Origin of the sequence: Paenibacillus barengoltzii NBRC 101215 (assembly GCF_004000745.1) — a bacterium.
Taxonomy (GTDB): Bacteria; Bacillota; Bacilli; order Paenibacillales; family Paenibacillaceae; genus Fontibacillus; species Fontibacillus barengoltzii.
The window spans coordinates 73,712-94,817 of sequence record NZ_BILV01000001.1; the positions used below are offsets into that span (position 1 = coordinate 73,712).

The 21,106-nt window shown below is 53.2% G+C and carries 25 protein-coding genes; all 25 read right to left on the reverse strand.

Going from position 1 to position 21,106, the window contains the following annotated elements:
• Positions 1-31: 31 nt before the first annotated feature.
• Complete coding sequence (locus PBA01S_RS00415; RefSeq protein WP_085169690.1) at positions 32-511, reverse strand: hypothetical protein; 480 nt, start codon at positions 509-511, stop codon at positions 32-34.
• Between the two features lie 156 nt (positions 512-667).
• The gene (locus tag PBA01S_RS00420) at positions 668-1,531 is read right to left on the reverse strand and encodes a TlyA family RNA methyltransferase (protein WP_085169691.1); all 864 of its coding nucleotides are present in this window, start codon (positions 1,529-1,531) and stop codon (positions 668-670) included.
• Positions 1,532-1,543: 12 nt separating this feature from the next.
• Positions 1,544-3,454 (reverse strand): 1-deoxy-D-xylulose-5-phosphate synthase, encoded by a 1,911-nt coding sequence (gene dxs, locus PBA01S_RS00425; RefSeq protein WP_371859483.1) that lies wholly within the window; start codon positions 3,452-3,454, stop codon positions 1,544-1,546.
• Between the two features lie 177 nt (positions 3,455-3,631).
• Complete coding sequence (locus PBA01S_RS00430) at positions 3,632-4,507, reverse strand: polyprenyl synthetase family protein (RefSeq protein ID WP_085169712.1); 876 nt, start codon at positions 4,505-4,507, stop codon at positions 3,632-3,634.
• 47 nt (positions 4,508-4,554) lie between these two features.
• The gene (gene xseB / locus PBA01S_RS00435) at positions 4,555-4,839 is read right to left on the reverse strand and encodes an exodeoxyribonuclease VII small subunit (RefSeq protein ID WP_085169692.1); all 285 of its coding nucleotides are present in this window, start codon (positions 4,837-4,839) and stop codon (positions 4,555-4,557) included.
• Positions 4,814-6,196 carry an exodeoxyribonuclease VII large subunit gene (gene xseA, locus PBA01S_RS00440; RefSeq protein WP_085169693.1) on the reverse strand — a complete coding sequence of 461 codons (1,383 nt, stop codon included), beginning with the start codon at positions 6,194-6,196 and terminating at the stop codon, positions 4,814-4,816. Before xseA ends, xseB begins: the two co-directional genes overlap by 26 nt.
• 140 nt (positions 6,197-6,336) lie before the next feature.
• A complete protein-coding gene (folD, locus tag PBA01S_RS00445) occupies positions 6,337-7,194 on the reverse strand; it encodes a bifunctional methylenetetrahydrofolate dehydrogenase/methenyltetrahydrofolate cyclohydrolase FolD (protein WP_028538376.1) in 858 nt (285 codons plus the stop codon).
• Positions 7,195-7,237: 43 nt separating this feature from the next.
• A complete protein-coding gene (gene nusB / locus PBA01S_RS00450; RefSeq protein WP_028538377.1) occupies positions 7,238-7,687 on the reverse strand; it encodes a transcription antitermination factor NusB in 450 nt (149 codons plus the stop codon).
• 276 nt (positions 7,688-7,963) lie between these two features.
• On the reverse strand, positions 7,964-8,197 hold the full coding sequence (locus PBA01S_RS00455) for a DUF2273 domain-containing protein (protein ID WP_009225785.1): 234 nt from the start codon (positions 8,195-8,197) through the stop codon (positions 7,964-7,966).
• Positions 8,198-8,211: 14 nt separating this feature from the next.
• Positions 8,212-8,751, reverse strand: coding sequence for an alkaline shock response membrane anchor protein AmaP (gene amaP / locus PBA01S_RS00460; protein WP_028538378.1), 540 nt, complete (start codon positions 8,749-8,751; stop codon positions 8,212-8,214).
• A gap of 104 nt (positions 8,752-8,855) precedes the next feature.
• Positions 8,856-9,263, reverse strand: a complete 408-nt coding sequence (locus PBA01S_RS00465) for an Asp23/Gls24 family envelope stress response protein (RefSeq protein ID WP_009225783.1) — start codon at positions 9,261-9,263, stop codon at positions 8,856-8,858.
• A 112-nt stretch (positions 9,264-9,375) separates the two neighbouring features.
• Positions 9,376-10,719, reverse strand: coding sequence for an acetyl-CoA carboxylase biotin carboxylase subunit (accC, locus tag PBA01S_RS00470; protein ID WP_016311707.1), 1,344 nt, complete (start codon positions 10,717-10,719; stop codon positions 9,376-9,378).
• A gap of 87 nt (positions 10,720-10,806) precedes the next feature.
• Complete coding sequence (gene accB / locus PBA01S_RS00475; protein WP_016311706.1) at positions 10,807-11,304, reverse strand: acetyl-CoA carboxylase biotin carboxyl carrier protein; 498 nt, start codon at positions 11,302-11,304, stop codon at positions 10,807-10,809.
• Positions 11,305-11,472: 168 nt separating this feature from the next.
• Positions 11,473-12,261 (reverse strand): SpoIIIAH-like family protein, encoded by a 789-nt coding sequence (locus PBA01S_RS00480; RefSeq protein WP_127575076.1) that lies wholly within the window; start codon positions 12,259-12,261, stop codon positions 11,473-11,475.
• A gap of 62 nt (positions 12,262-12,323) precedes the next feature.
• Positions 12,324-12,971, reverse strand: a complete 648-nt coding sequence (spoIIIAG, locus tag PBA01S_RS00485) for a stage III sporulation protein AG (protein ID WP_016311704.1) — start codon at positions 12,969-12,971, stop codon at positions 12,324-12,326.
• Positions 12,972-12,991: 20 nt separating this feature from the next.
• Positions 12,992-13,822, reverse strand: a complete 831-nt coding sequence (gene spoIIIAF / locus PBA01S_RS00490) for a stage III sporulation protein AF (protein WP_016311703.1) — start codon at positions 13,820-13,822, stop codon at positions 12,992-12,994.
• A 47-nt stretch (positions 13,823-13,869) separates the two neighbouring features.
• The gene (gene spoIIIAE / locus PBA01S_RS00495; RefSeq protein WP_016311702.1) at positions 13,870-15,066 is read right to left on the reverse strand and encodes a stage III sporulation protein AE; all 1,197 of its coding nucleotides are present in this window, start codon (positions 15,064-15,066) and stop codon (positions 13,870-13,872) included.
• A gap of 32 nt (positions 15,067-15,098) precedes the next feature.
• Positions 15,099-15,488 carry a stage III sporulation protein AD gene (gene spoIIIAD, locus PBA01S_RS00500; protein WP_016311701.1) on the reverse strand — a complete coding sequence of 130 codons (390 nt, stop codon included), beginning with the start codon at positions 15,486-15,488 and terminating at the stop codon, positions 15,099-15,101.
• 11 nt (positions 15,489-15,499) lie between these two features.
• A complete protein-coding gene (spoIIIAC, locus tag PBA01S_RS00505; RefSeq protein ID WP_009225775.1) occupies positions 15,500-15,703 on the reverse strand; it encodes a stage III sporulation protein AC in 204 nt (67 codons plus the stop codon).
• 60 nt (positions 15,704-15,763) lie between these two features.
• The gene (gene spoIIIAB / locus PBA01S_RS00510) at positions 15,764-16,282 is read right to left on the reverse strand and encodes a stage III sporulation protein SpoIIIAB (RefSeq protein WP_028538383.1); all 519 of its coding nucleotides are present in this window, start codon (positions 16,280-16,282) and stop codon (positions 15,764-15,766) included.
• On the reverse strand, positions 16,275-17,273 hold the full coding sequence (gene spoIIIAA, locus PBA01S_RS00515; RefSeq protein ID WP_016311699.1) for a stage III sporulation protein AA: 999 nt from the start codon (positions 17,271-17,273) through the stop codon (positions 16,275-16,277). The genes spoIIIAB and spoIIIAA overlap by 8 nt, the downstream gene beginning before the upstream one ends.
• Positions 17,274-17,402: 129 nt before the next feature.
• The gene (locus tag PBA01S_RS00520; RefSeq protein ID WP_009225772.1) at positions 17,403-17,669 is read right to left on the reverse strand and encodes a YqhV family protein; all 267 of its coding nucleotides are present in this window, start codon (positions 17,667-17,669) and stop codon (positions 17,403-17,405) included.
• 133 nt (positions 17,670-17,802) lie between these two features.
• On the reverse strand, positions 17,803-19,056 hold the full coding sequence (locus tag PBA01S_RS00525; protein WP_085169700.1) for an aspartate kinase: 1,254 nt from the start codon (positions 19,054-19,056) through the stop codon (positions 17,803-17,805).
• A gap of 209 nt (positions 19,057-19,265) precedes the next feature.
• On the reverse strand, positions 19,266-19,823 hold the full coding sequence (efp, locus tag PBA01S_RS00530) for an elongation factor P (RefSeq protein WP_016311697.1): 558 nt from the start codon (positions 19,821-19,823) through the stop codon (positions 19,266-19,268).
• 164 nt (positions 19,824-19,987) lie between these two features.
• Positions 19,988-21,061 carry a M24 family metallopeptidase gene (locus tag PBA01S_RS00535; RefSeq protein WP_127575077.1) on the reverse strand — a complete coding sequence of 358 codons (1,074 nt, stop codon included), beginning with the start codon at positions 21,059-21,061 and terminating at the stop codon, positions 19,988-19,990.
• Positions 21,062-21,106: the final 45 nt, after the last annotated feature.

A 21,106-nucleotide genomic window follows, 5' to 3' on the forward strand; every position in this document is an offset into this window, starting at 1 on the left:
TATTTATTCTTATTTATCAGTATTTATCGGTTTAGGCGGATTCATCTTCTTCGTTATCGTCTGTCGTTAGGGATATGACCTTCAGCTCTCCTTGCTCCGGATCCACGTACAACACGCCGGCACACTCCGGATATAACAGCAGGAACGGCAACAGGTCCCGGCGCAAACCGCTACCCGTCCATTCCACCGGGCGGCGCTCTCGCGCAGTTCTAACGAGATAGAATTCCCCATTCTTGACTGCAATATAGTCAATAAACAGACGGCTGTGCAGAAGTTCTCCGTCCACACGGAAGGTGAGCGGAACTTTCAGTTTATCGCTGACGACTTCATACCCTGCTTCTTCCAGCATGTCCACCGCAGGGTGCTCTATAATCTCCTCATTCATCTCAAATCCGATGCCGGATCGTAAAGTAAACGGCTTGCGGACCCAGGAACGAAAACCGCGGTATAGCAAATACGCGCCGATTCCCGCGATCACGATCATCAGAAGACCGTCCGAATAAGCTCCCACCGATATCACCTCATCCCTTATTTCGACGCTTCTGCGATGAGCTCCTGTCTTGAGAAGCACAAAATTTAGAAGGGAATGTGGACAACATCACGGTTTTGATTCCATTATAGGGAACAAGCGTTCGATTTGCAAGATGCTCCAATGAAAAAAGACCCATCACTTGGATGGGCCTCCTGTAAAAGTGTTTGATGCTTCATGAACCACGCTGGCCGCCAGCTCGCGGATCCGGGTAAACTGATCCACATCTAGCTCCCCTGCTGCACCAGCCGCAGCTTCCTCTTCCAATTGGAGATGAGCTAAAAATTCGATGTTCCCTTCCCCGCCGGTAATTGGAGAGAAGGTTAATCCAGCCACTTCGTAGCCTTGCTCCACCGCAAAGCTCAGCACCGTCTCTAACACTTCCTGATGTACTTTGGGATCGCGGACGACTCCCGATTTGCCAACCTTCTCACGCCCCGCCTCAAATTGCGGTTTGATGAGCGCAGCGATGTCCGCCGGCCGCTTCAATAACGCAAGGAGCGGCGGCAAAATGATTTTTAGCGAAATAAAGGAAACGTCGATACTGGCAAAATCCGGCGTAGGACCGTCTAAATCCTGCGGGGTCATATAACGGAAGTTGGTGCGTTCCTTAACGTTCACCCGCGGATCGTTACGCAGCGACCAATCCAGCTGATTGTATCCCACGTCAATCGCGTACACATACTCCGCGCCGTGCTGTAAAGCGCAATCCGTAAATCCGCCGGTTGACGATCCAATATCCAGCATCGTTCGACCGGTCAGATCCAGGTTAAACTGCTTAATTGCTTTTTCCAGCTTAAGTCCGCCCCGGCTGACATAGGGATGAATCGCACCCTTGACGGACAACACCGTGTCCCGAGGAATCTTCGTCCCCGCCTTCTCGATCCGCTCTTGTCCGCCAAACACCAGTCCGGCCATGATCGCCGCTTTCGCTTTTTCTCTGCTGTCAAAATACCCCTGCTCCACAAGCAGGACGTCTACGCGTTCCTTGGAAACCGACATGCCAATCTCCCGTCAATAATTTACTTTCTTGCCGAGCGTCAAATGTTGTTCGCTCCGCAGCTTGTGCACCTCACGAACAACGTTCTCAGCCGTCAAGCCGACTTCTTCCAATTGCTCCTTGATGCTGCCGTGCTCGATGAACCGGTCGGGTACTCCCATCAATCGGATGTCCAGACCCGTAATTCCTTGCTCCGCATAGAATTCCAGGATCGCACTCCCCAAGCTTCCCGCTTGCGACGCTTCCTCCAGCACGATCATTGTTCCACTGCTTTGCGCCAGTTGAACCAGCATCTCTCGGTCGAGCGGCTTTAAGAATCTGGCGTTAACCACCGCAGCAGACACGCCTTCCCGCTTGAGTCTTTCCGCCACTTCCTCGGCAACCTGTACCATCGGGCCAACCGCAACGATCGTCAGGTTGTCGCCTTCCCGCAGCAGCTCCCATGTTCCGATCGGAATCGGCACAAGCTCTTTGTCTAACGGAACCCCAGGGACGTTAATCCGCGGATAGCGGTATGCAATCGGCCCGTCGTTATATTCCAGTGCCGTCTTCATCATGTGGCGCAATTCATTTTCATCCTTCGGCATCATGAGAACGATATTCGGAATATGACGCATAAAAGCGATATCGTAAACCCCTTGGTGGGTTTCCCCGTCCGCTCCTACGAATCCAGCCCGGTCGATCGCGAACATGACGTTGGCGTTCTGACGGCAAATATCATGCACGATCTGGTCGTAAGCCCGCTGCATGAACGTGGAATATACCGCATAAACCGGCTTCAAGCCTTCCATCGCCATGGCAGCGCACATCGTCGCGGCATGCTGCTCAGCGATCCCCACGTCAATCATGCGGCCCGGAAAACGTTCACCGAATTTCACCAATCCGGAACCGCCTGGCATCGCTGGAGTGACGGCCACGATCCGTTCATCCTGTTCGGCCAGCTCAATCAAGGTCTGTCCGAACACCTCCGTATACATCGGGTTCCCAACAGCCTTTAACAATTGGCCGGATTCAATTTTGTACGGCGTGATACCATGCCATTTATGCGAATCCTGTTCTGCCGGAGTATAACCTTTGCCCTTGGTCGTCAGCACATGCACCAACACTGGTCCGCTGACGTTATTCGCCTGCTTGAAGGCATCAATAAGACCCGGCAAGTCATGGCCATCGACTGGTCCCAGGTACTTGAATCCGAGCTCTTCAAATAAGACGCCGGATACCATCAAATACTTCAGGCTGTCCTTCACCCGCTCCACAGTTTTGGCAACTTTGCCGCCGATGGCCGGGATTTTCTTCAGCAGCTGTTCCACTTCGTCTTTGGCCCGCAGGTAATTGCGGTCCGAACGAATTTTGGTCAAGTAATTATGCAAGGCTCCAACGTTTGGCGCGATCGACATTTCATTGTCGTTCAAAACTACCATCAAATCTTTCTTCTCATGGCCGATATGATTCAGCGCTTCAAATGCCATCCCGCCGGTTAACGCACCGTCCCCAATGATCGCAATTACGCGGTTCGATTCGCCCTTCATGTCTCGGGCCAGCGCCATCCCCATGGCCGCGGAGAGGGAGGTGCTGCTGTGCCCTGCTTCCCACACGTCATGCACGCTCTCGCTTCGTTTGACGAATCCGCATAATCCCCGATGTTTACGAAGCGTGTCGAACTGGTCCTTCCGTCCGGTTAAGATTTTATGTACATAGGCTTGGTGTCCTACGTCAAAGATGAGTTTATCCTGCGGACTGTTGTAGCAATAATGCAGGGCGATCGTCAGTTCCACCACGCCCAAATTCGATGCCAAATGCCCGCCGGTGACCGACAGCTTCTCAATCAAGAACTGACGGATCTCCTCAGCGAGCGGCGTCAATTGCTCCAGGGACAAGTTTTTCAGATCGGCAGGCTCATGTATTTGCGAAAGCAGCACAGCCATTCCCCGCTTTCCTAAATGTATGGTTCCAAAAGCCGACATCCAAGTCCGGCCTTTTCTTACACTTGTTGATAATAGCCTTCATTATACCATATGTCATCGCGATGTCGAAATCACTTACGGCAGATACGTAAGTCATTTTTCCCTGATTTCGACCAACACCTCGATGAGACAAATACGTTAATGATCCCGGCGAAGCAACAGATCCGCAATCTCCAGCAGCCGCTGCGGATGCGGAATCGCTCCGTCTTGTAACGCCTGCTTCGCCTCACTCGTCAGCCGTTCGACTTCCGCTTGGGAAGCCTCGATGCCGATAAAGTAAGGGTAAGTCACCTTCTGTTGGATGACATCGCTTTGCGTTTTTTTGCCGAGTTTGCTTTCGTCCCCGATCAGATCCAGGATGTCGTCCTGAATTTGAAACGCATGCCCCAGCGCCCGTCCATACCGTTCCAATGCCTCAAGCTGCTTCGTATTTCCCGAAGCGATATGTCCGCCTGCTCTGACTGAAAATACGATCAGATCTCCGGTTTTGTGCTCATGGATGTAGCGCAGCTGGTCGAGATCGGTCACTCCCTGCTCGCCTTGCATGTCGGCCACTTGGCCGCCCACCATGCCGCCCGGCCCGGCAAATCGCGATAATTCCTCCACGATCGCCAGCGCCGACTCCGCCGACACCCCTTGCTGGCGGCTCGCTTGAACCACGCTGTAAAAAGCATGCGTTAACAGCCCATCCCCGGCCAAAATGGCCATCGCTTCCCCAAACACTTTGTGGTTCGTCGGTTTTCCGCGACGAAAGTCATCATTGTCCAAGGCCGGGAGATCGTCATGGATCAGCGAGTACGTATGTACCATTTCCACGGCGCAGGCGACGGGCATTGCCGCATCTCGGCTGCCGCCGAGCGCCTCCGCCGCAGCCACGACGAGCAGCGGCCGAAGCCGTTTCCCACCCGCCATCAGCGAATAATCCATCGCCTGACTTAGCGTTTCCGGCACGTTCCATACCGCCGGAAGGCTGGAGGACAAGCGCGTGGACACGGCTTCAGCAATCTCCTTCATATATGCCTCTATCGATAAATGCTGCTGCAACAAGATCACCGCTCTCTTCAGAAGTCCGAACTATCACTTAGCGGCGGCTGAAACGGCTGCTTCTCCACCGCCCCGTCTTCTTCTACGATCATTTCGATCTTTCGTTCCACTTGTGCCAGCTTTTGACCGCAGATTTGCGAGAGCCGCATGCCCTGCTGAAACAGGTCAATCGCTTTCTCCAACGGCACATCTCCGCGCTCCAGCTGAGACACGATATCCTCCAACTGGTTCATCGCATCTTCGAAATTAAGTTCAGCTTGCTGCGCGTCTGCTGCATTAAGCTTGGCTTCCTGTTCCTTCATCTTCTCCCGCTCCTTCCGGTCTCATGCCCCAAACTTGACAATCTAGTTCTCCGTCCGTCACCTTCACCGTGATCCGGTCACCCAGTTCAACGTCCGATAACGACTTGATCAACCGATCCCCGCGTTCATCGTAGACGAGGCTGTAGCCCCGCGCCATGACTTTCAGCGGGCTCAGTGCATCCAGATGGCGAATGCCCGATGCCAGCTGACTGGACTTCTCTCGCAGGATGCCCTGCATCGCTTGCCGCAGCAGGCGATCCGCCTCCCGCCTCCGGCGTCCCGCGAACTGCAGCGCATCCCGTGGATGGAAGCGCAGCAGACGCTGGTGCAGGCGGTCTTGTGCCGCGCCGGCGAGCTGCAGGCGCGTCTGCATGTGCCCCGTCAGCCGCGAGGACAGCCGGTCCAGCCGCTCCGCGTGCTGGAGCAGGCTGCGCCGCGGCTGCGTCAGCGCCGGCGAGCGCTGCAGCCGGCGCAGCCGTTCGCGCGCCTGCTGCAAGCGGTGCTGCAAGCTCTGCTGCAGCACCTGTTCTCGCTGGCGCAAGTGCGCGCGCAGCTCGGCCGTGTGCGGCACGGCCAGCTCGGCGGCCGCGGTGGGCGTGGCAGCTCGCAGGTCGGCGACGAAATCGGCGATCGTGAAGTCTGTCTCGTGGCCTACGGCCGAGATGACGGGAATCGCCGATTCATAGATCGCCCGCGCGACCTGCTCCTCGTTGAACGCCCACAGCTCCTCGAGCGAGCCGCCGCCGCGGCCGACGATAAGCACGTCGGCCTCGCCCATTGCGTTCAGCGTGCGAATCGCTTTCACGATCGACGGCGCTGCCCCTTTGCCTTGGACAAGCACAGGGTACAGGATCACCGCGGCCTGCGGGTACCGCCGCCCCAGCGTCGTTAAGATGTCGCGGACCGCTGCCCCGGTCGGCGAGGTCACCACGCCAATCGTCTTCGGGAACCGCGGCAATGGCCGTTTGCGTCCCGGCGCGAACAAGCCCTCTGCATCGAGCTTCTGCTTCAGCTGTTCGAAGGCGAGATACAGGCTGCCTACGCCGTCCGGTTGCATATGCGTCACGTAAAATTGATACTGCCCGTCCCGCTCGTAGACGGAAACATTGCCGCGTGCAATCACGCGCGTCCCTTCCTTGGGTCGGAACGGCAACCGCTGGTTGTACGATGCGAACATAATGCTCTTGATTCGGCTGTCCGCATCCTTCAGCGTGAAATACATATGCCCGCTGGAATGATGCGTGAAATTGGAGATTTCACCGCGAATCCAGACGTCGGTGAGCACCTGATCCGATTCCAGCTTCATGCGGATGTAGCGGTTTAACTCCTTAACCGTTAAAATCCGTTGCTGATCCAAAGGTGCCGCCTCCTTTCCGAGAACTAAGGGAAAATCATGCCCTAATTCACTTCTCGTAGTCGCTGCTGATGAAAACAAGGGAACTTAAAGCCGTACGGTCCAACGACACACACCGGCCAGCCATTACTTGGCACCTCCGCTTAAGCCAGCCCTTGCAGGCGTTTCGCTGCAATCAGCGTATTTTGCATCAACATCGTAATCGTCATCGGGCCAACGCCGCCAGGTACCGGTGTGATGGGTCCAGAGATCTCTTTTACGCTCTCAAAGTCAACGTCCCCAGCCAGCTTGCCGTTATCCAGACGATTCATCCCTACGTCAATCACGACTGCACCCGGCTTCACATAGGAAGCGTCTACGAAGTTGGCGCGTCCGATCGCAACGACAAGAATGTCCGCGAGGCGAGTCAACTCTTTCATGTTCGCCGTGCGCGAATGGCACATCGTGACCGTGGCGTTCTCCCGTTGCAGGAGCAGGGAAACCGGCTTGCCGACGATGTTGCTGCGGCCAATAACAACCGCATGCTTCCCGGCGATCTCCACGCCGGTGCGTTTGATCAGCTCAATCACCCCTGCCGGTGTGCACGGCAACAGGCTGTCGTCGCCGATCATCAAGTTCCCAACATTAATCGGATGGAATCCATCAACGTCTTTTTCCGGCGAGATGGCATCGATAACGGCTTTCTCATCAATATGCTTAGGCAGCGGCAGCTGTACCAGAATCCCATGGATATTCGCCTGATGGTTCAGCTTGTCCACCAAAGCGAGCAAGTCCGCCTGCGACGTATCGGCTGGCAGACGGTGAACCTCCGAATAGTAGCCCAACTCATGGCAGGCTTTCTCCTTATTCCGCACATACACCTGCGAAGCCGGATCTTCCCCGACGAGCACGACGGCCAGTCCTGGCGTAAAGCCTTGTTTCACCAGCTGTTCTACCTCTGCGCGCAAATCCTTGCGGATATCCTCCGAAATTTGTTTACCGTTAATAATTGGTGCTGTCATGCTCGTCCTCTCCTCTTCTATAAAATAATATTGGATGAAAAAATTATCGTTTGCTCTTCAGCTGATCGATGTCTTGAATCATCTTCCCCAGTACGCCGTTGACGAACTTGCCGGATTCCGGGGATCCAAAATGCTTGGCCAGCTCGATCGCTTCATTTACAGCGACTTTCCCCGGCACGTCATCGCGGAAGATCATTTCATAGGTTGCCAGACGCAACACCTGCCGGTCCACCTTAGACAAACGGCTGATCTGCCATCCCTTCAAATAATCTTCCAGCAAGCCATCGATCGCATCCTTCCGGCTCCAAGTGCCATTGACCAGCTCCAGGACGAAAGCTCGTGTCGCATCCACATCCGACAGCTCGACTTCACCTTCGTTCTCTTCCATCGCTTCCGTCAGCAGCATCGTCACCGCTTCGTTTGCGTCCACCTCATTCATTTCCATCTGGTACATGCTCTGCACCGCAATCTCTCTCGCCAAACGCCGTTTCATCTGTTTCCTCCTAACCAATTTCTACGCTTACTCTTCCATCATGGCTTACTTTTAAGTTGCTATGCTTCATTTCCTATCCCTCAGTACTTACCCATAAGCATAGACCAAAAACGGCTTAAACATCACCGGACATTTCACATTTCTCGACTCGCTTTAACACAAAAAAAGACCCGTAATAGGCTTACTCCACAAAAGGGGCAAGAACACGTTCCTAGCTCTTTTCCGGAGTAAGCATATCACAGGAAGCGGTAATGAGGAATTCAAAATTCAAAAATCTCATTTAAAGGGACGCCAACGCGTAGACAGCCATTCCCAAATCGTGCCCCAAGGTAGGAGCGGGCCTCCCTCCAAGTCCTTCTGCTTACCAATCGTATACCCGATAAATAGCAGCAAGGCGCAGAACAACATATTCCAGAATCCGAAAAACAGATAGATCGGGCATAAAAACACGGCCGCCGCTATCCCGAGCAGGCGTCCTTTGTGACTCTCCCACAATTGTTTCCAGAACACCCCGCTGCTCACCCCTATTCAACCCGGCCTTTGAGAACCGGGGAATGGACCAGATTGGCAATGTACACCGATACGTAGGAGACAGGAATCCCGGTAATTTCCTCGACACGGTCATGGACTTGCTTCTGAACTTCTTCCGTCAACGCAGGGATCGATGTCTCCCCGTCCACCAACGCACGCACGACGATTTCAAGGCCGGACTCCGTGATCCGAATCCGCGTCTTCACTTCCTTGATGCCGCGCACGCGGGAAGCGGCTTTATACGCTAAGTTCTCAATGGTGTCCACCGAGATCTGGATATCACCGTATTCGTTGCGTTGGTCAATCGAGGTCGCCGCACTGCGATCTCTGCTGATGGATATGTAAAATACCCGAATGCTGATCAAGAGCAGCAGGATTGCCGCTACCCAGGTACCGATATAGATCGGTTGTTGCTCCAGAACTTTCAGCTCCATAGGAACAGCGTCCGTGAGCACAAGAATGACAAATACGGATAGGATGGCAATGCTCAAGCTGTAAATAAACATCAAAATTCGATCTAAAATTTTGGCCACGACAGGTATTGCCTCCTTAAAAGAGGGTTGCTTCAGCTTGTCCCAGCTGAAAATTACAGTAAACCCCTGACCAAGGAAGCGGTCAAGGGGTTCATGACAAATCGTTATTTCACGCGATGGGTCGCTTCCACTTCTTCCACACGTTCGGCTGCTTTGAAAATGACGTCGTGAATATGTACGTTCACTTCAACGACATTCAGTCCCGTCATGTTTTCGATGGAGCGTTTCACATTACGTTGGATTTCCGAGGCGACTTCCGGGAGACGGTTGCCGTATTCGACGATAACGGATACGTCCACCGCAGCTTCACGTTGACCGACTTCCACCTTCACACCCTTGGAAAGGTTCTTTCTTCCCAACAGTTCGGCGATTCCGCCGGCAAATCCGCCGCTCATTCCGGCAACCCCCTTGACCTCGACGGTAGCTAGTCCAGCAATCACCTCGATGACTTCAGGGGCAATTTGAATTTCACCAATATCCGTACGTTCGAATTCCGTTGGCAATGTGCTCATTCTATTCATCCACCTCTCAATAAGTATGACGCTGCTCTATCGATAGATACCGCGCACTTATTATACATACTATATCATTTTGGGTTCATTATGACAAACACGAGGCGGCTTTCTATATCTCGTTTTCTTCCAAAAATTTGATATCAAAGTCACCTTTAATAAAGGTTGGATGCTCCAGCAGCTTCTGATGGAAAGGAATCGTGGTATGAATTCCTTCGATCGCGAATTCGGACAAAGCCCGTTTCATCTTCGCAATCGCTTCCTCCCGTGTGGGTCCCCAAACGATCAGTTTCGCAATCATGGAATCATAATGAGGCGAGATCATGTACCCTGGATAAGCCCCACTATCGACGCGAACCCCTGGACCGCCCGGAGGCAAATAGAAGCCGATTTTCCCCGGAGACGGCATAAAGTTGCGAGTCGGATCCTCCGCATTAATCCGGCATTCGATCGACCAACCGTTCAGCTTGATGTCCTCTTGGGTGAAGGAAAGCGGATTGCCTTCGGCCACGGAAATCATCTCTTGAATCAAATCAACGCCGGTCACCATCTCGGTAACCGGATGCTCAACCTGAATCCGCGTATTCATTTCCATGAAGTAAAACTGTCCGTCCGGACCCAGAAGGAATTCCAGCGTACCCGCACCGGAGTAGTTTACCGCCAATGCAGCCCGAACCGCCGCTTCTCCCATCTCTTGCCGTTTCTCAGGCGAGAGCACGGGGCATGGCGCTTCCTCTAGCAACTTCTGGCGGCGACGTTGCACCGAGCAATCGCGTTCGCCCAAGTATACAGCATTGCCGTGCTTGTCGGCGATGATTTGGATCTCCACATGCTTCATGCCGGTCAAATATTTTTCGAGATACACGCCGGCATTCCCAAAAGCTTTTTGCGCTTCCTGCTGCGCTGTTGTAATTTGCTTAATCAGCGATTCCTCGTCCTCGGCAATACGAATCCCTTTGCCTCCGCCGCCAGCTGTCGCTTTGATGATGACCGGATATCCGATGTCCCGAGCAATCATCACGGCTTGTTCGAGGTCCTCAATCAATCCGTCCGAGCCCGGAATAACAGGCACGTTAGCCTCTCTCATCGTTTGCTTCGCCATCGCCTTGTCCCCCATGCGGGTAATCGCTTCCGGGGAAGGGCCGATAAACGTAATATTGCAGGAGCCGCAGATCTCCGCGAAGTCGGCATTTTCAGCCAGGAACCCGTACCCGGGATGAATCGCGTCGCACTCCGTTAACGTCGCTACACTCATCAAATTGGTCAGATTCAAATAGCTGTCCTTCGACGGCGTAGGTCCGATGCAATAAGCTTCGTCAGCCAAACGGACGTGCAGCGAATCCTTGTCCGCTTCGGAATAGACCGCTACGGTAGATATCCCGAGTTCACGGCAAGCACGAATGATCCGCACAGCAATCTCGCCGCGGTTGGCAATCAATATTTTATGAAATTTCATGAGATACTCGTATCCTCCTTTGGAAAGCTAGGGTAACGGCCCTTGAAGCTGCAACATACGTGATGCGTTAAGGGCGTAATCCTTGGTTTACTCCGGCTTCACCAAAAAGAGAGGCTGACCGTATTCGACCATCTGCCCGTTCTCCACCAGGATGTCGATGATTTCGCCTTTCACTTCCGCCTCTAGCTCGTTCATCAGCTTCATTGCTTCAATGATGCAGACCGTCGTCTTCTCGCCGACTTTGTCGCCGATATTTACATAAGGCTGAGCTTCCGGCGACGAAGCACGATAAAACGTCCCGACCATCGGCGAAACAATGGTATGTAAATTCGCAGCAGGTGCCGCCGATGGAGCCGAGTCTGTCGCTTGAGGAGCCGATACCGTTTCTTGCGGAGCCGGAGCCGATGCGGCAGCTTGGACATTTTGCGGTACAGCGGCAACAACTTGCGGCTGCACGTGAACAACTTCACTCGCGCCGTTCTTACGAATGGACAAGCGAGCGCCTTCATTTTCGATTTCTAGTTCATGCACGGACGTTTGGTCCAGCAGCTCGATCAATTCTTTAATTTCACTCAGCTTAAACATATCTTCACTCTCTCTCCTTCAGCTTTGTAGGAAAAGCCTTGGCCTTCAACCATAAGCCTTCTCGGCTCATAACTTTATGTATTATATCATAATCGATCAAAATGGAAAGAGTCCAAGTTGCCTCGGACCCTTCCCTTCCTCGGTTGCTATTCAACTGAGCCTATAACCTTATTGTTTCACATATTGTACGCTGACTTTATCCTGAGATACACCCAATTCCTTGATCACGAGGTCCATGATGCTGACGGCTTCTTTTGCTTCCATCTTCTCACTGATCACCACGACTTTATATTTGTCGTCCGCTTCTTGTACAACAGCATTGGCATATTGCTGTTTCAATCTTTCTTCGATGTCATAGATTTTTGCTTCCTTCTCTTCCAAAGCGCTTAATTCTTGTTGAGCCATTGCAGCTTCTTCGAGAGATTCGTTTTCATTGATCGCTTTCATCAGCTCTTCTTGCTTTTTCATGTTCTCCTGAGCGCGAGCGAATTGGTAAGCGTTCAGCGTGTCCGTAGAGGAGACGCCTTGAGCTTCCAGTTGACTCAGCACATCCTCATCTGTAGTGGTTTCCTTCTGGCCGTTGTCCGCAGCTGCCGTATTTCCCGACGCTTTGCCGGCATCAGCCGTTTGCGTATCCGTGGAGGTTGCGGTATCGTCTTCTTGAGCTATATCTGTAATTTCGTTGTTGCTCTCATCGGTGGATTGCTCCGTTTGATCTGCGACCGTTGTATCGTCCGTGATCGTGCTGCTGTTTTCAGTGCCGTCCGTTGTCACTTCGGACAGGATCACGTCATCGCCTTCTGTGCTATTCATGCCGTTATTTGTCGTAGCCACCTGTTGTCCGTCAGCTGTTGTTGCAGGTTGCGGTCCTTCTTCCGTAAATAAGTAGTAAGCCGATAAAATCACCATCAAGCTCAGCATGGAAACCAGCCAAATCGTTTGTCTTTTGGATTTCATAATGGATTTTCCTCCTCAAAATGTATTCGAACGAAACATTTCCTTCATTTTCGATTGCTTCCTTATTGAGATTGCTTGCGCGGGACGACAGAGATCCGGTAGGCCGGTACGTTAAGGCCCTTCTCAACCGCATCGACGATCAAGCTCTTCACCGTTTTGTTCTCAGCTCCTCGGGCGACAACCAGCACGCCGCGAACCTTCGGCTTGATCTTCTTGGTAACGATCGGCTGCTCGCTGCCGGAAGCTTCGTAGGTGACGATCTGTCCGTCTCGGGTATATTGGGTGATATGCCGTTTCCCCCCATCCGCATCGCTTTCTTCTGTCAGCTCCTGCGAATCTTTGATATTTCGTTGGACCACGATTTCCTCGGTCGAATCGATGGTAACCAGCACATCTACCGCACCAACGCCCACGATTTTCTCCAAAATCTCTTTGGTCTTGCCTTCGAGCGCCGTTTCGATGCTGCTGAAATCATCGTCACCCGCGATGCCCGCAGATCCTGTCGAACTCGATAGGTCCTGCATCATCGGCGGTTCGCGGCTCCCTTCGCCGTTGTTATCCAGCTGCTTCACGTTAACGAAGGAGTTAAACAACATGATGGCAATCCCAACCAACCCGAGGATCAACAGCCAGCGGAACGTACTTGCAGCCTTTTTGCCGTCCGTCCCCTTGCCTAACCATTGCTCCAATTTCTTCAGCCATCCCGGCACTTTCTTCACCTCCCGGCGTGTTAATCATTTAGATGCTCGGCCCTTAGGACCGTGATTGCCTCTCGATCAACGCCCCAGTTCTCCTGGAGCAGGTCTTCGATTTGCGAGACCAGCCGGTCTGCGGCTGGCTCGGCATCGCTTGCGACCGTCTTGCCCTCTCCCCCAGAGCCGTTCTCGCCCATTGGCTCTTCAGGCGTACCGGCCATCACCGCTTGGCTCTGCGCTTCGGATTCCCCCTCAGCGTCCTTGGTCTTGCCGGAATCGCTTGTGTTTACGCTGATTTTTATTTTTTCAACCGGTGCGATCGATACCTCCGGCCCCCGTCCGGCTCCACCGGCCTTTGCGGTTTGCTCTTCCGACTTCACCTGTGCCATGACAACCTCTACCGCGGAAATGACCGGCTCAGCAGCCAGCGGAGCGACTCCTCCGGCTCCGGATTTGTCCGTTGGCTTCGTTTTCAGCTTGACCGTTACTCGTTGAACTTGCTGTCCCGTCGAGCGCTCGATCTGCTGCTTCATTTGCCTTGCCGCCTCCTCGCCTGCCCAGGCCAAGGCTTCGGATTCCTGCTTCTCCCTCAGCTTCTCGCCCTGTTGCAGGATCGCTTCTGTGCTTTGAACCTGGGAATGGCTCTCTAGTCCATCCCAGCTCGTCGAGAATGCTGCCTCGAGCTGATCTTTGGCATCGGCGGAGAAGAAACGCATGATCGGGGATATTAACGTTAGCAGGATCAGCAGGCTGACCACGAATCTGACGTAACGCTCCATCGCGCGGTTGGGCAGCAGCAAATCGATAAACACGGCGATTAATACGATGAAAATGATTTCTCTTAGCCACCCCGCCAGCCAGTCCACGCATGATCACCACCCCTTGTATATCGTTTGGGTCCCCTTAGGACGGCTCACCTCATCATCACGGTGATGTTTCCAGCGGTCAGCATGATCGTGATCGCCAGGAAGAACATCATGCCCACCGCGGCCAGCGCTGCGAAGACATACAACATGCTCTTGCCGATCGTCTCCAGGCATGCGATCACGGGTGAATCGCCGAGCGGCTGCATCACCGCCGCAGCCAGGTTGAAGATCAGTGCCAGCGTAATGATCTTGATTGCCGGGAAGGCGCATAGAAACAGCAGGATGATCACTCCAACCAGGCCGATCGAATTCTTGACGAGCAGGGAAGCCGAGATCACCGTGTCCGTTGCATCGGCGAACACTTTGCCGACGACAGGAACGAAGTTGCCGGTCAGGTACTTGGCTGCTCGCAGGGTGACCCCGTCGGCCACGGATCCGGCGATGCCCTTCACCGAGATGACGCCAAGAAATACGGTGAGCAGGACCCCAAGCAAAGCCATGCTCACGGTGCGAAGTAAATTGGCCAGCTGAGTAAGCTTATACTTGTCTGACAAAGAACTGACGATGTGCAGCACCGCCGAGAAGAACAACAGCGGGAATACGACCGTATGTACCGCTGTCCCTACCGCATGGACCATAAACACAACCAAAGGGTGAGTCACGGTTACCGTTACCGCATTGCCCAGAGAAGCTAGCAGCGTGAACAGCAGCGGCACCATCGCCATCATGAAGTCAATCATTCCGCTAATCGCATTCGTCGCATAGGTGATCGCCACATGGAAGCTGTTGATTGCAAGCACCAAAATCACCATATAGCAGATGGAGTAAGCCACTTTACTGACCTGTTTGCGCTCGAATGCGGTTTGCAAGGTTTCCAGAATCATACTAAAAATGGAGAGCAGCACGATGGTCACTAAGATGTGCCCGTTATACAGCACCTCGTGCCACATATATCGCATCAGGCCGCTTAGCCCCGCCTTAAGACTAAAGCTCTGGTCCTGCTGCAGAAGCATATCCATAAAGGAAGGGAGCTTCTGATCCGGGAAGAACCCGCCGTACTCCTTCATCAGCTGCTGCCAATACGTTTCGACCTGATCGGTGGGAAGCTCCTTGGCCTGGCGTTGGATCCAGTTATCCCCTTCCCCTTCAGCGGAGGCGATGACGGGCATGTACCAAAACAGCAGGACCCCTAGGATGATCAAGAGCAGCGTAGACCCGCGCCATCGTTCAATCGTTGCTGGCATAACTTTCTCCCCAATCTGATGCAATGCGCCTGCTAAGCCGGCAGCAGCTTGATGACCGTCTCGATAATAATGCTGATAATCGGTATGGCTAGCACCATAATGAGCACTTTACCCGCCATTTCGATTTTGCTGGCGATGCTCTCCTGACCGGCATCCCGGACGATCTGTGCCCCAAATTCGGCGATGTAGGCGATGCCGATAATTTTCAGAATCGTCTTCAGATAGATCATCTGGACGCCGGATTTCTCGGCCAGATCCTCCAGCACCTCGATAATTCCCCCGATTTTTCCGATCAGGTACAGGAAGATCAGAACGCCCGTGCTTGCGGCAATCAGGAATGCGAACATCGGCTTTTGTTCCTTGACGACCAGGACCAGCACGGTTGCGATAAGCCCGAGCCCTACAACTTGGATGATTTCCACGGAGCGCTCACCTACTGGAATAAAAAGATCGATTTAATTTCCTGAAACAGACTGTCAAGCAATCGGATGACCATGAACAGAACGACCACAAACCCGATCAGGGTCACCCAATGCGCCATGTCCTCTTTGCCCATCTGCTTCAATACCGTATGGATCATGGCGATGATGATACCGATGCCAGCAATCTGAAAGATGGCGTTCACTTCTATGTTCATTGATTTGGCACCTCACTAACGATTTCACAGGCGTCAATCAGCCGTGGAGGGAAATGATATTCAGTAGAACAAAATGACGATGAACGCTCCGCACAAAAGCCCCAAGCTTCGATACATTTTTTCATAGCGGGCCTGTTCTTCCCGTGCTGCGGATTCCTCGCTCTCAAGCTGCCGCACCGCTGTTGCGATATGACCCAGCTGATCCTTCCGGTCGCTTGTCCCGAGCGTGATGCTGAGCTGCCTGATGACCTCTTGCTCGGGCGCCTTCATCGCAGTGTAGCTCCACAGCTTCGTTACAGCTTGCTCCAGACTCTCCTGGGCGGTCAGCGGGTGAGCGGAACTCATATGGTCTGCCGCCCGAACGAAGATCGCCCGGATCGGCTCCCCGCTTTGCTCACCGATTCTTCGGAGGGCATCCGGCAGCGGGGTAAAGCCGTACATAATCTCTGTCTCGAGCCGCTTTAGTGCGAGGATCAGCCTGCGGATCTGGCTTGGCCGCGCTGCGAATTGTCTTGCTTTCAGCCAGCCCGCCAAAGTGGCAGTCAGCAGGACGAGGGCGGCTCCAAACATCTTAAGCATGCTCTTCCCTGCCTCTCCATCCAGGGGCAGGCGCCGGAATTCCGCGGCGTTTGCCGTCCCACAGCTTAAAGGCAAGTCCCTTATCCGTCCGCGCAATCACCGCGTACATTTGGAAGAAAGAACTCTCCGCCAGCCTGGACAATGCCGGACGGGCGACCAAATCGTCCACGCTTGAACCATGCGCCGTGGCAATGACCCTAACGCCGGCGTGCAGCGCTTCAGCCAAAGCCTCGGCATCCTCCGGTCGACCGATTTCATCAACGATGATGACGTCCGGTGACATGGAGCGAATCATCATCATGATTCCTTCTGCCTTCGGGCAGCCGTCCATCACATCGGTTCGCGGACCCATGTCAAAGCCGGGCACGCCCCGCTTACTGCCGGCGATTTCGGAGCGCTCGTCGATGACCGCAACCTTGAGCCCCGGCCAGGAGGCCTCGGGATGTCCCCAGGTGCCGCTGCTAATCTGGCGCGCTAAATCGCGAATTAGCGTCGTCTTTCCTTGTTGGGGCGGAGACAGAATTAAGGTGTGATACACCGTCTTGTGCTTGAAATCAAGCAACCTCGGCAGGATCGGATCCGCAATGCCTTTCATCTCTCGGGCAATCCGCACGTTAAACCCGCTGATGTCACGCAGGTGCTCCACCCTTCCTCCGCTGAGCAGGGTTCTCCCGGCCAGTCCGATCCGATGGCCGCCAGCGATCGTAATAAACCCTTTGCGCAGCTCCTCTTCCATCGTGTACAGCGAATGGTTGGTGATCAGGTCAAGCAGCCGTTTGCCGTCCTGCTTGCATGGCTTGTATGCGGCGTTCGGATTTCGCGTCATCTCCCCGTCCGGCGTTAGAAAATAGTAGCGGCCGCCCGTATTAATCTCCAGCGGGCGTTCCTCGCGAATGCGAATTTCTTCCAAAGCCGTAAAGATAGAAGGCGGAAGCTTCAGCAGCAAGTCCCGGAGATTGTCGGGAAATACGGTTAACCAACTTGGGTTCATAGGCGTACCCCCAAAACTCTTACTTTTCACGCAGGTCCATATCGCCTGATTTGCTTTCTCTTATTTGGATTGTTTTTTGCTATATCACATGTGTATGCTTGTACTTGGTCAATATGCTAGGGAACTCTATCATTTCTTCAAAATGCCGATTAAGAGACAAGTCACACCGCACCCAATCCATGCCATCTTTCCCCACGATAGCTTGTCGGCCATACCGGCAAGTCCAATCGACGTGGTGACAAGCAGTATGGTCGGGCCAACGAACGCCAGCGCCGAATTAACGGCCAGCGCCTTGTCCACCCTGCCCAGCTTCAGCATCAGCAGCGCTGCGAGAATTTCGATCGTCCCCGAAAAAATTCGCAAGGCCGCCATGCTAGTCACGAATTTATCAAGCATATATACCTCCTTCTTGTCCCATCTGTTCTCTTAACGATATGCCTGAAACTCTCTATTTATTAAAAAAAATCCCCCGAAGCCATTCGCTTCGAGGGATTCCTTTGTACCGTTCTTCAGTTAATTGATATACGGATTAGCGCCGTTCTTGCGGACCGCCAACAAATGCGGTGGTCTCCGCGTCCAAACCATATGCGGTATGCAAGGCCTTCACGACATCGTTCAGCTTGCTTCCTTCAATCACGCAAGATACCTTAATCTCAGAGGTGCTAACCATCTCAATATTAACGCCCTGCTTGGAGATCACTTCAAACATTTGAGCTGCAACGCCCGGATGGCTGACCATCCCTGCGCCTACGATCGAAACCTTCACAAGCCCCTCCTGGGAGGTTACCTTCTCATAAGGCAGCTCGTTACGGATCCCTTCCAATACCTTCACTGCCTTATCGCAATCGGACAGGGCTACGGTAAAGGAGAAATCCGCTTTCCCATTCGTTACCCCGCTTTGGACGATGATGTCCACATCGATCTTGGCCTCTGCCAGAGAGCCAAACACCTTCGCCAGTACGCCTGGCACGTGCGATACGCCCAATATGCTGATTCGGGCTACGTTCTTATCATACGCGATCCCGCTGACTACCACACCTTGTTCCATATTGACTTCCTCCTTCACGACCGTACCTTCATGATTGTTAAAGCTGGAGCGGACAACGAGCCGTACATTATTGTGCTTCGCATATTCCACCGCACGTGGATGCAAAACCGCCGCACCTAAGTTCGCGAGTTCAAGCATCTCGTCGTATGAGATTTCGTTCAGCTTGCGGGCATTCTTCACGATCCGCGGGTCCGTTGAATACACCCCGTCCACATCGGTATAAATCTCGCAATAATCCGCTTTTGTCGCCGCAGCCAAAGCGACGGCTGTCGTATCCGAACCGCCGCGCCCGAACGTCGTAATCTCTCCGTCCTCAGTCAAGCCCTGGAAGCCGGCTACAATCACGATATACCCTTCTTCCAATGACTTGAGCACCCGCTCCGGCTTAATATCGGTAATCCGAGCTTTACCATGCTCTGCCTCCGTGCGGAAGCCTGCTTGCCAACCGGTATAAGAAACGGCCTTAGCGCCCAGCGCATCGATAGCCATTGCCATCAATGCGATCGAGATTTGCTCGCCGGTCGTCATCAACATATCCATTTCCCGCAAAGGTGGGTCCGGATTAATCAGCTTCGCTTGATCGATCAAATCGTCCGTCGTGTCGCCCATCGCGGAGACGACCACCATCACCTGATGCCCTTCCTGCTGTTTGTCTACAACCCGCCGGGCGACGCGTTGCATACGCTCCGTATCGCCTACAGAGCTGCCTCCAAATTTCATCACGTATAAAGCCAAGTCAGACCCTCCCTAATGGTGCTCCAAGTCGGAGCGTTCAACCCATTGAATCCAGTAACGCTTTAAACCAGTATAATACGAAAGACCCGAAGTTCGTCAATGGTTTTGCCGATATTAACAAAAATTCCTCCACCCAGGTAGGTGGAGGATGCCTATTAGTACAAGACTCCGCCTGGAGCGGAGCCTTGTAGCAAACAACTGCTGAGGGATTATGCCCGCGAAATATATTTCCCTTCGCGTGTATCGATCAAGAGTACATCGCCTTCATTAATGAAGAGCGGTACCTGAACGTTCAAGCCGGTTTCGACTTTGGCGTTCTTCGTAGCACCGGTAGCCGTGTTACCTTTGATTCCCGGTTCCGTTTCAATAACCTTCAGCTCGACGCTGTTTGGCAGGTTGATCCCGATAATTTCGCCTTGGTAGCTGACGATTTTTACGTTCATATTTTCTTTCAAGAAGTTCAGTTCCCATTCCAATTGATCCGACGTCAATGTAAATTGATCGAAGGTTTCATTATCCATGAACGTATGCTCTTGGCCGCTGGCATACAGATAGGATACATCACGGTTTTCAATCATCGCCCGGCTGATGGTTTCGCCGGCACGGAACGTTTTCTCTACAATGTTGCCGTTCCGCAGATTTTTCAGCTTGGAGCGGACGAACGCTGCACCTTTACCCGGTTTTACGTGTTGGAACTCCAGCACCGTATAAATGTCGCCGTCCACCTCGACGGTCAAGCCTGTTTTAAAATCGTTTACTGAAATCACAAAAGTACCTCCTCAAGTGGGTTAACACCTATATTAAAATTGAAAAATACCCAAATTTCAAGCTGCTCACGTTAGCTGCTGTTCCCCCACGCTTGGAGACCCTGCGAAACCACGCACTACAGCCGGGCATCCGGTCCTTTATAAAGACCGGCGGCAACCCTATTTTAGCCTAGTGAAATAAAATCCTTCGTTGATTCCGTCAACCGGCGAATTCCGGTTTCCGTGATGACGACATCGTCCTCGATGCGAACGCCGCCGATTCCCGGCAGGTAGATCCCTGGTTCAACGGTGACAACCATCCCCGGCTTCAGCACCGTGTCGCTTGCTTTGGAGACGCGCGGAGCCTCATGCACTTCCATTCCAAGGCCATGTCCGGTGCTGTGTCCGAACTGTTCACCGTAGCCGTAACGGGTAATGACGTCGCGTGCCAAGTCGTCGGCTTCCCGTCCAGTCATTCCTGGACGAAGGAATTCCAGCGTATGCAGCTGGGCTTCCAGAACGATATCATAGATTTCACGCAGCTTGGCGCTTGGCGTCCCCAAGGCCACCGTCCGCGTAATATCAGAGCAATACCCTTTGTACAAAGCGCCGAAATCCATCGTGACCAGTTCGTTCGCTTGCATAATGCGTTCGCTCGCTCGCCCGTGCGGTAATGCGGAGCGTTCTCCCGAAGCCATAATCGTATCGAACGAAGGTCCGGTAGCACCGTTCTTCTTCATGAATGTTTCCAGTTCCAGAGCGGCATCCCACTCGCTCATGCCCGGCTTCAGAACGTCGAGCATATGCAGGAAAGTCCGGTCAGCCAATTCCGCCGCTTCCTTCATAATCGCTAATTCTTCGTCATCCTTGAAGATCCGCAGTTCTTCAACCAACCCGCTAAGCGGAACCAGCTTCACCGGCTTCAATTCATTTTCATAAGTCCGGTAGGTGGCATAGACCAACTGATCTTCTTCAAAACCAAGCCGTTCGATGCCCTCTTGCTTCAGCAAGCTTTGAATCGTTCCAGTAACCGATGGCCCGTGATCCACAATTTCGAACCCAGGCGCCTGTTCGGCAGCTTGGGTTAAATAGCGGAAGTCTGTGAGCAACCAAGCCTTCTGATCGGTAATCAAGACATAGCCGGAACTTCCCGTAAATCCCGTCAAATAGCAGCGGTTCACTTCTCCGGTGATGAGTACGGCTTCGATTTGCTGCGATTTCATCGCCTCACGGAGCCGGGCTACACGTGTACTCGCCATAACCAACTCTCCCTTATTATAAAGGTAATAACCTTCTTACGATCT

Coding starts and splice junctions, on each gene's coding strand:
- spoIIIAE (WP_016311702.1), bottom strand. CDS start 15,066: ATGCCAGCAACGATTGAACGATGGCGCGGGTCTACGCTGCTCTTGATC.
- PBA01S_RS00520 (WP_009225772.1), bottom strand. CDS start 17,669: ATGCTTGATAAATTCGTGACTAGCATGGCGGCCTTGCGAATTTTTTCG.
- PBA01S_RS00420 (WP_085169691.1), bottom strand. CDS start 1,531: ATGTCGGTTTCCAAGGAACGCGTAGACGTCCTGCTTGTGGAGCAGGGG.
- spoIIIAC (WP_009225775.1), bottom strand. CDS start 15,703: ATGAACATAGAAGTGAACGCCATCTTTCAGATTGCTGGCATCGGTATC.
- nusB (WP_028538377.1), bottom strand. CDS start 7,687: ATGAAACGGCGTTTGGCGAGAGAGATTGCGGTGCAGAGCATGTACCAG.
- accC (WP_016311707.1), bottom strand. CDS start 10,719: ATGAAATTTCATAAAATATTGATTGCCAACCGCGGCGAGATTGCTGTG.
- dxs (WP_371859483.1), bottom strand. CDS start 3,454: ATGGCTGTGCTGCTTTCGCAAATACATGAGCCTGCCGATCTGAAAAAC.
- accB (WP_016311706.1), bottom strand. CDS start 11,304: ATGTTTAAGCTGAGTGAAATTAAAGAATTGATCGAGCTGCTGGACCAA.
- PBA01S_RS00465 (WP_009225783.1), bottom strand. CDS start 9,263: ATGAGCACATTGCCAACGGAATTCGAACGTACGGATATTGGTGAAATT.
- PBA01S_RS00480 (WP_127575076.1), bottom strand. CDS start 12,261: ATGAAATCCAAAAGACAAACGATTTGGCTGGTTTCCATGCTGAGCTTG.
- PBA01S_RS00430 (WP_085169712.1), bottom strand. CDS start 4,507: ATGAAGGAGATTGCTGAAGCCGTGTCCACGCGCTTGTCCTCCAGCCTT.
- spoIIIAB (WP_028538383.1), bottom strand. CDS start 16,282: ATGCTTAAGATGTTTGGAGCCGCCCTCGTCCTGCTGACTGCCACTTTG.
- PBA01S_RS00535 (WP_127575077.1), bottom strand. CDS start 21,061: ATGGCGAGTACACGTGTAGCCCGGCTCCGTGAGGCGATGAAATCGCAG.
- xseB (WP_085169692.1), bottom strand. CDS start 4,839: ATGAAGGAACAGGAAGCCAAGCTTAATGCAGCAGACGCGCAGCAAGCT.
- spoIIIAA (WP_016311699.1), bottom strand. CDS start 17,273: ATGAACCCAAGTTGGTTAACCGTATTTCCCGACAATCTCCGGGACTTG.
- folD (WP_028538376.1), bottom strand. CDS start 7,194: ATGACAGCACCAATTATTAACGGTAAACAAATTTCGGAGGATATCCGC.